The following is a 14,703-nucleotide window of genomic DNA, read 5'->3' on the forward strand; positions in this document are numbered from 1 at the left end:
GGTTTTGACAATATGTGCCCCAATGGGTGCCGAATGTGGCGGCACGTCAGGGGCAGGAGTGTTGCCACATATGGATAATGACCAGGTTATAGCCGTCAACGAAGAACCGGCTGCCGCCGGCGAAGCCGCCGCTGAGGCCCCGAAGAAAGCCACCCGGACCCGCCGCAAGGCGACGCCCAAGGCCGAAGCAGCGGACACGGAGACTGCGGCGTCGGAGCTGCCCGCTCCGGAAACCCTGACGCCTGCAGGCGCAGCACCTGAAACTGCAGCACCTGAAACGGCAGTGCCGGAGCCGGCTGCCGGAGAGGCCGCAGAAGCCCCGGCCAAGACCCCGGTCCGCCGGACCCGCGCCCGGAAGAAGGTCGCCGAAGAACCGCTGCCCGCGTTTGCGGAAGCTGCCGGGGCCGAAGTTGATGTGCAGGAAGGTGGCGCGCAGGTAGCCGTCACGGAGCAGGCAGTCGAGGCGGCGGCAGTTCCCGCCGCCCCTGAGCAAGCTGCCGCTGAGCAGGCGGCCGCAGAGCCCGCCGCCGAGTCCAAGCCTGTACGCCGCCGCCGGGCAACAAAGCCCAAGGCCGCCGAGCTGGCCGAAAGCCCCGCTGAGTCAGCGGAATCTGCCGAGGCACCCGCTCCGGCGGCTACCGGAACAGCCACTGAGGTGCCTTCGGCCGGTCCGGCTGAACAGCCCGCCCCGGGCGTCGGCGCCCCTGATACCCAGGCAGCGCCCGCCACCGCAGCCCCTGCTGCAGACGTGGCCGCACAGGAGCCGGCCGTCGAGGAAGAGGCCGAAGAAGAGGCCGGCGGGCAGTCGCCCCTGGGCTCGCTTTTCCTGGAACCGTCGTCCGTGACATCGATTATCTTCCAGGCCCCCGACCTGAACACGGTGGTCCGCCCTGCCGCTTCCGCCGCGAAGGAGGAATCGGCCGCCGAGGACGGCGAGGACGAGCTGGAGGACGACGACGGCGGGCGGCGCCGGCGGCGCAGCCGCGGCCGCCGCGGCCGCAGCCGGACCGACCGTGAAATCACCGACGACGATGAAGGCACTGAAGTCTCTGATGAGGCGGGCGAAGACGAGGGTGCGCCGCTCGAAGATGGCGTGACGTCCCGCCGCCGCCGCCGCCGCCGCCGCGGCGACCAGGATCTGGAACTGACTGGCGGCGGAGACGACGATCCCCCCAACACGGTCACCCGCGTCCGCGCCCCGCGGACCATCAGCGAGGCCCCGGCGAGCAACCGCGTCACCAGCGTCAAGGGCTCCACCCGTCTGGAAGCCAAGAAGCAGCGCCGCCGCGAATCGCGGGACACCGGCCGCCGCCGCACGGTGATCACCGAGGCTGAGTTCCTGGCCCGCCGGGAATCCGTGGACCGGCAGATGATCGTGCGCCAGCGCGACGACAGAATCCAGATCGGCGTCCTGGAAGACGGCGTCCTGGCCGAACATTTCGTCTCCAAGACGCAGCAGGACTCCCTGATCGGCAACGTCTACCTGGGCAAGGTCCAGAACGTTTTGCCGTCCATGGAAGCTGCTTTCGTGGACATCGGGCGCGGCCGCAACGCCGTGCTGTACGCCGGCGAAGTGAACTGGGAAGCCGTCAACCTCGAAGGCAAGCAGCGCCGCATCGAGAACGCGCTGAAGTCCGGCGATTCCGTCCTGGTCCAGGTCACCAAGGATCCGGTGGGCCACAAGGGTGCACGGCTGACCAGCCAGATCTCCCTGCCCGGCCGTTACCTCGTGTACGTCCCCGGCGGGTCCATGACCGGTATCTCCCGCAAGCTGCCCGACGTCGAACGCAACCGGCTGAAGCGAATCCTCAAGGACCGCCTCCCCGAGGACGCCGGCGTCATTGTGCGCACGGCCGCCGAGGGCGCCTCCGAGGAGGAGCTGACCCACGACATCAACCGTCTCCGTGCCCAGTGGGAGGGGATCGACAGCCAGGCGAAGTCCACCAAGGTCCTCGCCCCCGAACTGCTCTACGGCGAACCGGACCTGACCATCAAGGTTGTGCGCGACGTCTTCAACGAGGATTTCTCCAAGCTGATCGTCTCCGGCGACGAAGCGTGGGACACCATCGAGGCCTACGTCACTTACGTCGCCCCGGACCTGGTGGGCCGGCTCGAAAAGTGGACCAAGGACGAGGACATCTTCTCCGCCTGGCGCATCGACGAGCAGATCCACAAGGCTCTCGACCGTAAGGTATTCCTGCCGTCCGGCGGCTCACTGGTCATTGACCGGACCGAGGCCATGACGGTGGTTGACGTCAACACCGGCAAGTTCACCGGCAGCGGCGGCAACCTGGAAGAGACCGTCACCAAGAACAACCTTGAGGCTGCCGAGGAAGTTGTGCGCCAGCTGCGGCTGCGTGACATCGGCGGCATCATCGTCATCGACTTCATCGACATGGTGCTGGAGTCCAACCGCGACCTCGTCCTGCGCCGTCTGGTGGAATGCCTGGGCCGCGACCGGACCAAGCACCAGGTGGCCGAAGTGACGTCCCTGGGACTCGTGCAGATGACGCGCAAGCGCATGGGCACCGGCCTCCTGGAAGTCTTCGGCGAGCAGTGCGAGGCATGTGCGGGCCGGGGCGTCGTCACCCATGACGAGCCGGTGGAGCACCGCCGCGCCAACACCGTGGCCGCGGAGCACCACGTGCACCGTGCCGAGGTCCAGCCCCCTGCCCGAACAGAGCGGAAGCGCCGCCGCGGCAAGGGCGGTCAGCCGTCCTCCGAGGCAGCTCCGGCCGCCCCCACCGTGCCGCACCACCCCGAACCGTCGGACGCTGAGCGCCACGCCAAGGCTGAAGCGACCCGCGCCGCGCTGGCCAACATCGCCGCAGCGGCCCACGCCGCACACCTGCATGAGGAAGAAGCTGCGCACAGTGCCGCAGCGTCGGGTGAGGCTGCCCGGCCCGCCGCATCCGCTGCCGCCGCACCGGAAAGCCCCGTGGTGCACCGCGCTCCGGAAACGGAAAGCGTCTCCGGACGCCCCGGCGCAGTGCTCACCTTCGGCGGCGAGAAAGTGGTGCTTCCGTTTGTCGATCACAGCGAGGAGCCGGTCAAGGAAGCGCCGGCCCTGACGCTGGACCGCCTGGAGGAGGCCTTCGCGCACCTGGGTGCTCCGATTGCCCCCGCCGAAGAGGAGGAAGCCAAGGACGAGGCCCCCGCGCAGGTCCGCCCGGAAAGCCGGCAGCCGGAGGGTCGGCAGACTGGAAGCCAGCCCGCGGCCCAGCCTGCTGCACGGCAGCCGGTGGAAAGCCCCGCGGCACCGTCCCGCAGCCGCCGTCCGCGCCGCAACCGCAGTGCCAGTCGCCCCCAGGGTGCAGCCAACGAGACATCCGTGGAACACCACGAGGTAGCTCCGGCCGCAGCTGCCGGGCACTCGCACGAGGCCAAGGCACCCGAGGCAGGCAATGCGCAGACGCCCAAGGCGGCCCCGCAGCCGGCCAGCGAACCGATCATCCTGGGGGTCGGCGTACCCGCCTCAGAACTGTAGGCCAAGCGGACTCTGAGCTCCCGGGACTCGGGGTGACTCACCTCCGAGCCCGCCCATGAAAGGTCCGGCACCGCGGCTGCGGTGCCGGACCTTTCTGGTTCCGGGCACCCGCCAGCCGGCGAAGGGCAGAAGGCAGAGGGCAGGGGACAAGAGCGCCCGCGGAAGCCTGTCGCAAACGTCAAATTTGGGCCCGCGGGCCGGCCGAACCGCTAGGCTGGAGGACTGACACGGGGTGCCGCGCAAGGGCCGGCTGAGATCCAAACCCGTTGAACCTGTCCGGTTAGCACCGGCGAAGGGATGTCTTCTTTGTCATCAGCACTGTCATCAGCCTCACTCCTGCCGGCACCCGCGGCCGCCGGCAAGTCGCTTCTGGAAACGGTCGAACCGGCCCTTCAGACCTCCCGCGACGTTCCCCGGGTCCTGGCCATCGCAGGCTCGGATCCTTCCGGCGGTGCAGGCATCCAGGCCGATCTGAAAAGCATTGCGGCCCACGGCGGCTATGGGATGGCCGCAATAACAGCCCTCACTGCGCAGAACACCACGGGCGTGCGCGGCGTGCATGTTCCGCCGGCTTCCTTCCTGTCGGCGCAACTGGACGCTGTCAGCGACGACATCCACGTGGACGCCGTGAAGATCGGCATGCTGGGCGATGATCAGGTGATCGCAGCCGTCCGCGGCTGGCTCGAAAAGGTGAGGCCCGGCGTCGTGGTTCTCGATCCGGTGATGGTGGCTACCAGCGGTGACCGCCTCCTCCAGGAGTCTGCAGAGGCAGCTATGCGGAGACTGCTGCCTCTGGCGCACCTGATTACCCCCAACCTTCCCGAACTGGCCATGCTGCTCGGGGAACCTGAGGCCGCAGACTGGGACGCCGCCCTTGGCCAAGGCAGGCGGCTTGCGGACCAGACGGGTGCCACGGTCCTCGTCAAAGGCGGGCACCTGAACGGCTTAAGCTGCCCGGACGCGCTCGTGAACACGGCCGGGCTGCTCTCTGCGGAGGTGGTGGAGGTTGCGGGCGAACGGATCAGCACGCGGAACAGCCACGGCACCGGATGCTCGCTCTCCTCGGCCATGGCCACGGCGCAGGCGCGGCTGGGTGACTGGGAAGCCTCCCTGCGGGCGGTCAAACCGTGGCTGGCCGGGGCCCTCCGCACGTCCGGGCAGCTGGAGGTCGGGGCCGGCAACGGGCCGATCAACCATTTCCACCACGTCCGCCAGGCCGAACCGGCAGCCCAGCCCGAGCCCAGCGGCGGCTTCGCGGAACTGCTGCGCGCCGAGACCATTTCCTACCTGGAAGACATCTTTGGCCTGGGCTTCATCCGCGGGCTTGCCGACGGCACCCTGGCGGAGAAGGAATTCGCGTACTACCTAGCACAGGACGCTATATACCTCAACGGCTACTCCCGGGTCCTGGCCAGGGCCAGCGCGCTCGCGCCAACCGAGTCCGAGCAGCTGTTTTGGGCACGCTCCGCCCAGCAATGCCTGGAAGTTGAATCGGAACTGCACCGCTCCTGGCTCAGCACGCGAACCGTGCAGGTGGAACTGGGCCCGGTCACGAAGGCTTACGTCGATCATTTGCTGGCGGCTTCGGCTGGCGGCAGTTACGCGGTGCTGGTCGCCGCGGTCCTGCCGTGCTTCTGGCTGTACGCCGAGGTGGGGGAGACCCTGCACGCCGAATATGTGGCCGCCGGAGCGCAGGCCGGGCATCCGTACGCAGAGTGGCTGCGGACCTACGCCGACGAGGACTTCGCTGCCGCCACCCTGCAGGCCATCGACATCGCCGACGACGCCGGCCGGGCCGCGTCAGAGGGGGAGCGCGAAGCGATGTTCACCGCATTCCGGCAGTCCTGCCAGTACGAGGTGGAATTTTTCGACGCGCCGAGCCGCCACAGCTGAGCGGAAGCGGGGCCGCTACCCGGTAAGATAGTCGCGCACGGCATCGGATGTCCGGGAAAGCGGCCTGTGTGGCGCTTATCACGGACAACCCGCCGCTGCCAGCCTCATTTGCGGCCGACGACGGAATTAGCGTATTCTAGATCTTCGGTGCTTACGCCAACACTTGGGTTATGACCCGGGATCGTCCACTCGGACATGTTCCTGGGATAGCTCACGGGTTCCCCCGGGGAATCCACGGCGTTGAGGCACAGCGAGAACCAGGCCAATTACGGACCTGGCTTCCGCACGCAAATTTAGTAATAAACGTCGAGAGAAGTGAGTTCCCAAGTGGTGTACGCGATTGTCCGCGCAGGCGGCCGCCAAGAGAAGGTTTCCGTTGGAGACTTCGTTACCCTGAACCGCGTCGCCGGTGGAGCTGGCAGCACCATTGAGCTGCCCGCGCTGCTTCTGGTGGACGGTGACAAGGTCACCTCCGCAGCTGCGGACCTGGCCAAGGTAACTGTTACGGCTGAGATCCTCCAGGACCTCCGTGGTCCGAAGATCGTCATCCAGAAGTTCAAGAACAAGACCGGTTACAAGAAGCGCCAGGGTCACCGTCAGGAACTGACCAAGGTCAAGATCACCGGTATCAACTAACCGCCGGTTACTGTTCAGGTTTCCCGCAGTCTCAAGAATTAAAGGCAGGCATTCCAAATGGCACACAAAAAAGGCGCGAGCTCCACTCGCAACGGTCGTGACTCCAACGCCCAGTACCTCGGCGTCAAGCGCTTCGGCGGCCAGGTAGTTTCCGCTGGCGAGATCATCGTCCGCCAGCGCGGCACCCACTTCCACCCCGGTGCAGGCGTTGGCCGTGGCGGCGACGACACCCTGTTCGCCCTGCAGGCAGGTGCCGTTGAATTCGGCACGCGCCGCGGCCGTCGGGTCGTCAACATCGTTGCTGCTGCAGCTGCAGAGTAACAACAAGTTCTGAACCGGTGGAGCGGGCCATGATGGCTCGCTCCACTGTTCTTTTAACCGCATTACAATCGATTTGGACGTCCAGGACGGCCTGATCAGCAACAGAGGAGATTCAACGTGGCGAGCTTTGTAGACCGGGTAGTACTGCACGTATCCGGCGGTACCGGCGGCCACGGCTGTGTCTCCGTTCACCGTGAAAAGTTCAAGCCGCTGGGCGGGCCCGACGGCGGCAACGGCGGCAACGGCGGCGACGTCATCCTGCGCGTCGACTCGCAGACCACGACACTGCTGGATTACCACCACGCACCCCACCGGCATGCCACCAACGGCGGCCCCGGCATGGGTGACTGGCGCGGCGGCAAGAACGGCGAGACCCTGGTCCTTCCTGTCCCCGAGGGGACCGTCGTCAAGACCAAGGACGGCAAGGTGCTTGCTGACCTCGTGGGGGAGGGCACCGAATTTGTCGCAGCGTCCGGCGGAATCGGCGGCCTGGGAAACGCCGCGCTGTCCTCGCAGAAGCGACGGGCGCCCGGGTTCGCCCTGCTCGGCATCGAGGGAGACGCCGCCGATATCGTCCTGGAGCTGAAGTCGATCGCCGACATTGCCCTGGTAGGTTTCCCCTCCGCCGGCAAGTCCAGCCTGATCGCGGCGATGTCGGCCGCCCGCCCGAAGATTGCCGATTACCCCTTCACCACCCTCATCCCCAACCTTGGCGTGGTCCAGGCTGGCGACGTCCGTTTCACGATTGCAGACGTTCCGGGCCTCATTGAGGGTGCCAGCGAAGGCAAGGGCCTGGGCCACAACTTCCTCCGCCACGTCGAGCGCTGTGCCGCTTTGGTACACGTTTTGGACTGCGGTACGCTGGAATCTGACCGAGATCCACTCTCCGACCTCGCAATTATCGAAACCGAGCTCGAAAAGTATGCCGTGGACATGAGCTACGCCGGCTCGAACGGCGAAGTTGTCCCGCTCAATCACCGCCCCCGGCTGGTGGCACTCAACAAGGTGGACCTGCCGGACGGCAAGGACATGGCCGAGTTTGTCCGGCCTGAGCTTGAGTCCCGGGGCTACCGTGTCTTCGAAGTTTCTGCCACGAGCCATGAAGGCCTGCGCCAGCTTGGCTTCGCCATGGCAGAGATCGTCAAGGCCGCCCGTGACAGTGTGGCAGCCACGCCGCCGAAGGTGCACGCGCCGGTGCTGCGGCCCCGCGCCGTCAACGAGACCGGTTTCCGGATCCGCCGCGAGGAGAAAAACCTGGAGCCGCTGTTCCGCGTGCTGGGTGAAAAGCCTGTGCGCTGGGTCAAGCAGACGGACTTCACCAACGAGGAAGCCATTGGCTACCTTGCCGACCGCCTGGCCAAGCTCGGCGTCGAGACCGAGCTGTTCAAGCAGGGCGCCAAGCCCGGCGACACCGTAGTCATCGGTGAGGACGACGGCGTGGTGTTCGACTGGGAGCCGACCATGATGGCTGGCGCCGAGCTGCTGGCTTCACCGCGCGGCACGGATGTCCGCTTCGCAGACATCGGCGACCGTCCCACCCGCACCCAGAAGCGCGAGGAACAGATCGAACGCCGCGACGCGAAGGCAGCGGCACGGGCCGAGCTGGAAGCCGAGCGTAAGGCCGGCATCTGGACTGAGTCCGTCAGCGCGCGCCGGGCGGCCCGGCCCCTCAAGGAGAGTGGACTGAACACCGAACATGAGGAGTGAACCCGCACACGTGACTGATACTTCCGCAATTGTCATCGAGGAACCCAAGACCGACGACCGCAGCATGCTCGCCAGGGCGCGCCGCATTGTGGTTAAAGTAGGATCGTCGTCCCTTACCAGCATCAAGGGCGGAATATCGGAGGAGGCGCTGACCGAGCTTTCGGACGCGCTGGCCGCCAAGTGTAATGCGGGCACCGAGATTATCCTCGTGTCTTCCGGGGCCATCTCGGCCGGCCTTGCGCCGCTCGGCCTGGCGAAGCGTCCGCGCGACCTTGCCACGCAGCAGGCCGCAGCCAGCGTGGGGCAGGGACTGCTCATGGCCCGGTACACCCATGCGTTCGCGGCCCACGGGGTCACCGTGAGCCAGGTGCTCCTCACCGCCGATGACCTCATGCGGCGCAGCCACCACCAAAATGCATTCCGGGCCCTCAACCGGCTCCTGAACCTCGGCGTCGTGCCCGTCGTCAACGAGAACGACACCGTGGCCACCCACAAGATCCGTTTCGGCGACAACGACCGGCTGTCAGCCCTGGTTGCGCACCTGGTGCGCGCCGATGCACTGGTGCTGCTGTCCGACGTCGACTCCCTGTATGACGGCCCGCCCGCGCAGGGCGCAAAACGGATTCCCCAGGTGGACGGGCCTGAGGACCTCGACGGCGTCTCCATCGGCAAGACCGGCAAGGCCGGCGTGGGCACCGGCGGCATGCAGACCAAGGTGGAGGCGGCCCTGATGGCCGCCGATTCAGGCATCCCGGCCCTCGTCACGTCCACCGCCAACGCCGCTACCGCGCTGGCCGGCGAGGACGTCGGCACCTGGTTCACCGTCAATGGCGGACGCAAGTCCGTCCGGATGATGTGGCTGGCGCACCTCGCCCATGTGCAGGGACGGCTGATCCTCGACGACGGCGCCGTCCGGGCCGTGCGGGACAACCGCACCTCGCTGCTGCCCGCCGGCATCAAGGCTGTTGAAGGCAACTTCGAAAGCGGAGACGCCGTCGAAATGGTTTCACTGGACGGGACGGTGATCGCCCGCGGCCTGGTGAACTACTCCGCGGCCGAACTGCCGCAGATGCTCGGACGGTCCACCGTTGAGCTGGGCGAGGCCCTGGGCCGCGGCTTCGACCGTGAAGTTGTTCACGTTGACGACCTGGTTCTGGTCTAGGCGCCGGACTCGCCTAGACTTGAATGATGACTGAGGCACTGATGAACCAAGCAGCCGAGACATCCAACGACGCTACGACGGTCCCCACCCTGCCGGAAGACAGGCAGCCCACGCCGGCTGAGACCGAGTCCGCCGTGTACGCGATCGCCGACCGTTCCCGCCAGGCCGCCCGCAGCATGGGCCGTGCCAACCGGGCCTGGAAAGACAAGGCCCTGCGCGCCATCGGGGACGCCCTGCTTGCGAACAAGCAGCAGATCCTGGCCGCGAACACCAAAGACGTGGAAGCGGGCCGCGCCAACGGCACGTCCGCCGCCCTCCTGGACCGGCTGACCCTCAACGAAACCCGCCTTGCCGCCCTTGCCGCCGCCCTGGAAAACCTGGCCGGCCTGCCCGATCCCGTGGGCAATGTAGTGCGCGGCCAGACCCTGCCCAACGGCCTGCGGCTGCGCCAGGTCAACGTCCCCATGGGCGTGGTTGCGGCAATCTATGAGGCCCGTCCGAACGTGACCGTGGACATCGCAGGCCTGGCGCTCAAGAGCGGCAACGCCGTGATCCTCCGCGGCGGTTCGGCAGCAGCCTTCACCAACGAAGCGCTCATCCGCGTGCTGCGCGACGCTCTGGAGTCCGTAGGCCTGCCGGCGGACGCCGTGCAGACCGTGGACCAGTTCGGCCGCGAGGGCGCCAACGTGCTCATGCGTGCCCGCGGACGCGTCGACGTGCTGATTCCGCGCGGCGGCCGCGAGCTGATCCAGACCGTCGTCAACAACTCCTCCGTGCCGGTCATCGAGACCGGCGAGGGGAACGTTCACATCTTCATCGACGAGTCAGCCAGTGAAGACATGGCGGTGGAGATCCTCCTCAACGCCAAGACGCAGCGCCCCAGCGTCTGCAACACGGTGGAGACGCTCCTCGTGCACTCCGGCTCCACGGTTCTGCCCGCGGTCGCCGCAGCCCTGAGCAAGGCGGGTGTCCGGCTGCACGCCGATGACCGCGTGCGGGCTGCGCTTCCCGCGTCGGTGGAGTCCCTGCCGGCAACGGACGACGACTGGGCCACCGAGTACATGGACCTGGACCTGGCCGTGGCGATGGTGGACAGCCTGGATGACGCCGTGAAGCACATCCGCACGTGGTCCACCGGGCACACGGAGGCCATTCTGACGAACGACCTGCGAAACGCTGAGCGATTCATCGCGGAAATCGATTCCGCTGCGGTCATCGTGAACGCTTCTACGCGGTTTACCGACGGCGGCGAGCTGGGCCTGGGTGCCGAGGTTGGCATCTCCACGCAAAAGCTTCACGCCCGAGGCCCGATGGGGCTGACGGAGCTGACAACCACCAAGTGGATTGTCCAGGGTGAGGGCCAGGTCCGCGGCTAACATCGCGGAAACCGCTCCTGACATAGCGGTAACATAGTAAAGAAGTCCGGACCGGCGGGAATCTCCGCCGTCGTCATCCTTTTTATTCCTAGGGGAGAAAATGCTGCTCCAGCAGATTGCCGCGTCAGTTGCCGAACACGAAGAGAGGGCGCCCTTGTGGGCCGAGCCATGGGTCTTCGGCATCTCGATGTTTGCCATCCTGGTGGTGCTGATGCTCGTTACCCTCTCCTACGTCAACCTGGGCAACCGTCACTCTGCGGTTGACGAGCACGCGGACCCGCACCGCCAGCACCCCAACAAGCACGACCACGGCCAGGGCCACTAACATTTCCGCCGCACTGCACCACAAGGATACGCAGCGCCGGCTGCGGCTGGGCGTGATGGGCGGGACGTTCGATCCCATCCATCACGGCCACCTTGTGGCCGCCAGCGAGGTGGCTGACAAATTCGGGCTCGATGAAGTCGTGTTCGTCCCCACCGGCCAACCGTGGCAGAAGTCCAGCAAGAAGGTCAGCGAACCAGAGCACCGTTATCTGATGACCGTGATCGCGACGGCTTCGAATCCGCGTTTCACCGTGAGCCGGGTCGACGTGGACCGGCCCGGTCCCACGTACACCATCGACACCCTCCGCGATCTGCGGACGCAGCGGCCCGACGCCGACCTGTTCTTCATCACCGGCGCCGACGCCCTCGCGCAAATCCTGTCGTGGAAGGACATCGACGAGCTCTGGTCGCTGGCCCACTTCGTGGGAGTTACCCGGCCAGGCCATGAGCTCGACGGCATGGGCCGGAAGGACGTCAGCCTGCTCGAGGTCCCCGCCATGGCGATCTCGTCCACAGACTGCCGCGCCCGCGTTGCTGCCCATAACCCCGTCTGGTACCTGGTGCCGGATGGAGTGGTGCAGTACATCGCGAAATACGGACTCTACGCCGCACCGGCCGGGAACAGCAGCTCCGAAACTACCGAGACAAACGATCCAGCCAGCACTGAATGAGTTTGAGATGAGTCAGGAACAGCAACCGATGCGCAGTCGCCGAGAACTGCGCAAGGCCCGGGATGAAGCCCTGGCCCAGAACCGGAACGCCGCGCCCCCGGGTGCCGGCGAGTCAGCCCCTGCCTCCAAACCGCCTGCTTCAAAGGCACCCGCCCCAAACCCGGCGGCTTCGAAGCGCCCGGCCAAGGCAGGAACGGGCACATCAGCTCCTGCCGGCCCGGAGAAGACTGGCTCTCCGCGTGCCGCTGATGCCAAGCAGGAAAATGCCGCTGAACGCTCGCGCAGGGTGGAGCCGGGCCTCGCGGACTCCGCGCCAGCAGGCTCAGCCGCCGAACGCTCGTCCCAGATCCGTGCCCGCGACAGGGCCGCCCTGCGGGCCATCAAGGAGCTGTCCGAAAAGGAAGAGCAGCTTTCCGGCGGCGGCCCGCCGACGCGCCGGCAGCTGCGGCTGATGCAGCTCAAGGAGCAGGCGGTTACTTCGGCAATGCCCGTTGTGCCGGCGGTCGACGGCGCAGCCCCCACCGGGAAATCGCCCGCTTCTTCGCCTGACACTTCCTCCGGTACGGCCGGCAAACCCGCTCCAGCCGCCGGGTACAAGCCTGCAGGCCCGCCCTCCAGTGGTCCGGGTCCGCGGCCCGCGACGCCGGCGGGGAACGAATTGCCCGAGGGCATGACCGTGGAGCAGGCCCTCGAAGCGCGTACCCTCCTCGCCGAACAGGCCAAGAACCAGATCGCCAAGATGGAACACATTGCGGCGACTGACCCTGAAGCCGTGGATCCGGACATCCTGGCCCAACAGATTGCCCTGGCTGAACGGGCCGCCGTGCTCAACAAGCGGGCCATGGCCAAGCAGAAGCTTGCCGAACAGAACACGCCCCAGCAGAGCGGACAAAACGGTCCTTCCACCGCCAGCAACCTCGCCATGGTGACGCCGCTGGAATTTGAACAGGTGCCTGGTGTGGACCGTCCCGTCATGAAGCGGCCGGCCACTTCGCATGTTCCCGTGGTGACCAACCCTGGTCCGAGGGTTCCGGCGCGTGGCAACCGGACAGCCCAGGCGTCCCGCCCAAGCACGCCGTCCACGGGGCGGTCGCGGGTCATCGCCCGGGCGGAAGCGGCGGCGCGGTCGGCAGCAGCGCCTCCGGCCGGAGCCCGCCAAAATGAGGCCTGGACCGACGAGTCCGGCGAAGACGTGACCGCGCTGCCGCCAGTGTCCGCGAAATCGGCCTACGGGCTGGAGCCCCTGGACGCAGCCACCGCCGGACTCGCCCGGGCCAACCGGTTGAGGCTGATCCAGCTTGGCGTCCTGGCGCTCGGCGCAATCGCCCTCATTGCCGGCATCATCATGATCATCAGCGGCCTTTCAAGCTGACTTCAGCCAGTACCCCACCTAATATTTTTCACCACCCCAAGGAGTCCCCGTGACCGCATCCGAATCGTCCGTCACCATAGCCCGGCACGCAGCCAGGGCCGCGGCGGACAAGATTGCCCAGAACATTGTCGCCCTTGATGTCAGCGAACGTCTGGCTTTGGCTGACGTGTTCCTCATTGCCTCGGCACCCAGCGAACGCCAGGTCAACGCGATAGTCGACGGCATTGAAGAGGAACTCATCAAGCAGGATCTCCGCCCGGTCCGCCGTGAAGGCCGTTTGGCCGGCCGGTGGGTCCTGCTGGATTACGCAGATGTCGTCATCCACGTTCAGCATGAGGAAGACCGTGTCTTCTATGCCCTGGAGCGTCTCTGGAAGGACTGCCCGGTGGTGGACCTGCAGCTGGGAGACGACGCTTCGGCAAAGGCCGCTGCTGCCGCCGAGCAGGAGTAGCGCGGGCGGGACCGAATATGCCCGATTTGGAATTTTCGGAAACGCTGTTCTAAGATATTTGAGTTGCTTCGGAGAGATCCGGACAGAAGTGCGGATACCACGGGTACAAGACGAGGTCTGAAGCAGCAAAAATATGGGGCTGTGGCGCAGCTGGTAGCGCACCTGCATGGCATGCAGGGGGTCAGGGGTTCGAGTCCCCTCAGCTCCACCGGATGATCCGCCGGAATCGAAAGATTCCGGCGGATTTTTTCTTTGCCCGAGCGCAGCGGGGCCGGGCTTTGGGTGCCAGCTGGGAACGTGACGGAAGCCACATGCCGCGGATTCGCATCCTGGCGAGTTCTGGACTACGCTGGTCGGGTTGCTTCGGGAAAACGCAAAGATTCCGGAGGGAACAGCTTGGGGCTGTGGCGCAGCTGGTAGCGCACCTGCATGGCATGCAGGGGGTCAGGGGTTCGAGTCCCCTCAGCTCCACCAAGTAGCCGCCCGATCACGGAACTGACCGTGATCCGGCGGCTTCTTTCGTTAAACCCACCGCCGGGGCCGCGATCTTTGACGAATCTTGGATATTCCTTGGGCGCGTCTTTCCCGCCCGGCCCCTAGAGTGGAGCCATGAAGACGGGAGCGGCCCTGGTGCTGTCCGTTGCGGGCATACTCGCAGCGGGCTCGGCGGCACTTGCCGTCAATACGCAGGTGCTGAACGTCTCGCCCCCGGGAACCGGAAATGCCAACATCGTCCTCCTGCCGAATGGCGCCGTGCCGCCCGCGCCTGCCGTCAGCGAGGGGCCGGCGGCGACACCCAGGGCGCCGCGCGGCCCGGCGGCAGGCCAAAATACCTCTACCCCGGCCAAAGCCAGCCCCGCAAAGACCGGCTCCGCGAAATCCGGTGCGACTGCATCAGCGGCCGCCAAGCCGGCTCCGACCAAAACTGCTCCCGCCTCCGCAGCGGCGAACGCCGGCAGTCCTGGATCGGCACCTTCATCCTCCGGCTCCGGCGGAACAACGGGCTTGACCATTCAGCCCGCTCCCGCCCCGGTTGTGGTGGTCCCCGTTCAGCCGGGGGATGACAAGGGCGGCCTGCGGAAGGCGCCCGAGCCTGGTGATGACAGTGGCGGCAGCGGCGGCCACGGCGCCGACGACTGACCCTGCGCTTATCTGCGTCTCTCTGCCCGCCTTACCTCTCCTGTGCACGCCGCTTCCGCCTGCCCCTCGCCGCCAGGCCCCGATGCGGTCCCGCAGGCACTTCCGCGTGGCCGCGGGAGGGCGGTCCGGGGTGGGGGAGAACCCGCAGGCAACCTTGGACAAG

The 14,703-nt window shown here is 66.7% G+C and carries 12 protein-coding genes, 2 tRNA genes and 1 riboswitch; all 14 genes read left to right on the forward strand.

Going from position 1 to position 14,703, the window contains the following annotated elements:
- Nucleotides 1–70 precede the first annotated feature (70 nt).
- The 14 genes from DBZ45_RS20160 to DBZ45_RS20225 all read left to right on the forward strand — a co-directional run bounded on the left by DBZ45_RS20160 (nt 71) and on the right by DBZ45_RS20225 (nt 14,540).
- Nucleotides 71–3,487, forward strand: a complete 3,417-nt coding sequence (locus tag DBZ45_RS20160; protein WP_111905607.1) for an Rne/Rng family ribonuclease — start codon at nt 71–73, stop codon at nt 3,485–3,487.
- 218 nt (nt 3,488–3,705) lie between these two features.
- Nucleotides 3,706–3,802, forward strand: a riboswitch (TPP riboswitch).
- Nucleotides 3,803–3,856: 54 nt separating this feature from the next.
- A complete protein-coding gene (locus DBZ45_RS20165; RefSeq protein ID WP_111905628.1) occupies nt 3,857–5,380 on the forward strand; it encodes a bifunctional hydroxymethylpyrimidine kinase/phosphomethylpyrimidine kinase in 1,524 nt (507 codons plus the stop codon).
- A gap of 327 nt (nt 5,381–5,707) precedes the next feature.
- Nucleotides 5,708–6,016, forward strand: a complete 309-nt coding sequence (gene rplU, locus DBZ45_RS20170; protein ID WP_111905608.1) for a 50S ribosomal protein L21 — start codon at nt 5,708–5,710, stop codon at nt 6,014–6,016.
- A gap of 57 nt (nt 6,017–6,073) precedes the next feature.
- Nucleotides 6,074–6,337: a 50S ribosomal protein L27 gene (rpmA, locus tag DBZ45_RS20175; protein ID WP_003803426.1), complete on the forward strand. Its 264-nt coding sequence runs from the start codon at nt 6,074–6,076 to the stop codon at nt 6,335–6,337.
- Nucleotides 6,338–6,454: 117 nt separating this feature from the next.
- Nucleotides 6,455–8,044, forward strand: a complete 1,590-nt coding sequence (gene obgE / locus DBZ45_RS20180; protein ID WP_111905609.1) for a GTPase ObgE — start codon at nt 6,455–6,457, stop codon at nt 8,042–8,044.
- Nucleotides 8,045–8,108: 64 nt separating this feature from the next.
- Entirely contained in the window at nt 8,109–9,206 is a 1,098-nt protein-coding gene (gene proB / locus DBZ45_RS20185; protein WP_111905629.1) for a glutamate 5-kinase, read from the forward strand.
- A gap of 26 nt (nt 9,207–9,232) precedes the next feature.
- Nucleotides 9,233–10,582, forward strand: a complete 1,350-nt coding sequence (locus tag DBZ45_RS20190) for a glutamate-5-semialdehyde dehydrogenase (protein WP_111905630.1) — start codon at nt 9,233–9,235, stop codon at nt 10,580–10,582.
- Nucleotides 10,583–10,682: 100 nt separating this feature from the next.
- On the forward strand, nt 10,683–10,907 hold the full coding sequence (locus tag DBZ45_RS20195) for a hypothetical protein (protein WP_111905610.1): 225 nt from the start codon (nt 10,683–10,685) through the stop codon (nt 10,905–10,907).
- A gap of 13 nt (nt 10,908–10,920) precedes the next feature.
- Entirely contained in the window at nt 10,921–11,577 is a 657-nt protein-coding gene (nadD, locus tag DBZ45_RS20200) for a nicotinate-nucleotide adenylyltransferase (protein WP_440130539.1), read from the forward strand.
- Between the two features lie 7 nt (nt 11,578–11,584).
- Nucleotides 11,585–12,949 (forward strand): hypothetical protein, encoded by a 1,365-nt coding sequence (locus DBZ45_RS20205; protein ID WP_111905611.1) that lies wholly within the window; start codon nt 11,585–11,587, stop codon nt 12,947–12,949.
- A 49-nt stretch (nt 12,950–12,998) separates the two neighbouring features.
- Nucleotides 12,999–13,400, forward strand: a complete 402-nt coding sequence (gene rsfS, locus DBZ45_RS20210; RefSeq protein WP_111905612.1) for a ribosome silencing factor — start codon at nt 12,999–13,001, stop codon at nt 13,398–13,400.
- Nucleotides 13,401–13,535: 135 nt separating this feature from the next.
- Nucleotides 13,536–13,608 (forward strand) — tRNA-Ala (locus DBZ45_RS20215).
- 190 nt (nt 13,609–13,798) lie between these two features.
- A tRNA-Ala gene (locus DBZ45_RS20220) sits at nt 13,799–13,874 on the forward strand.
- A gap of 135 nt (nt 13,875–14,009) precedes the next feature.
- On the forward strand, nt 14,010–14,540 hold the full coding sequence (locus DBZ45_RS20225; protein WP_111905613.1) for a hypothetical protein: 531 nt from the start codon (nt 14,010–14,012) through the stop codon (nt 14,538–14,540).
- The last annotated feature ends 163 nt before the right edge of the window (nt 14,541–14,703 follow it).

It is taken from the genome of Arthrobacter globiformis (genome assembly GCF_003261175.1).
Lineage (GTDB): Bacteria > Actinomycetota > Actinomycetes > Actinomycetales > Micrococcaceae > Arthrobacter > Arthrobacter globiformis_A.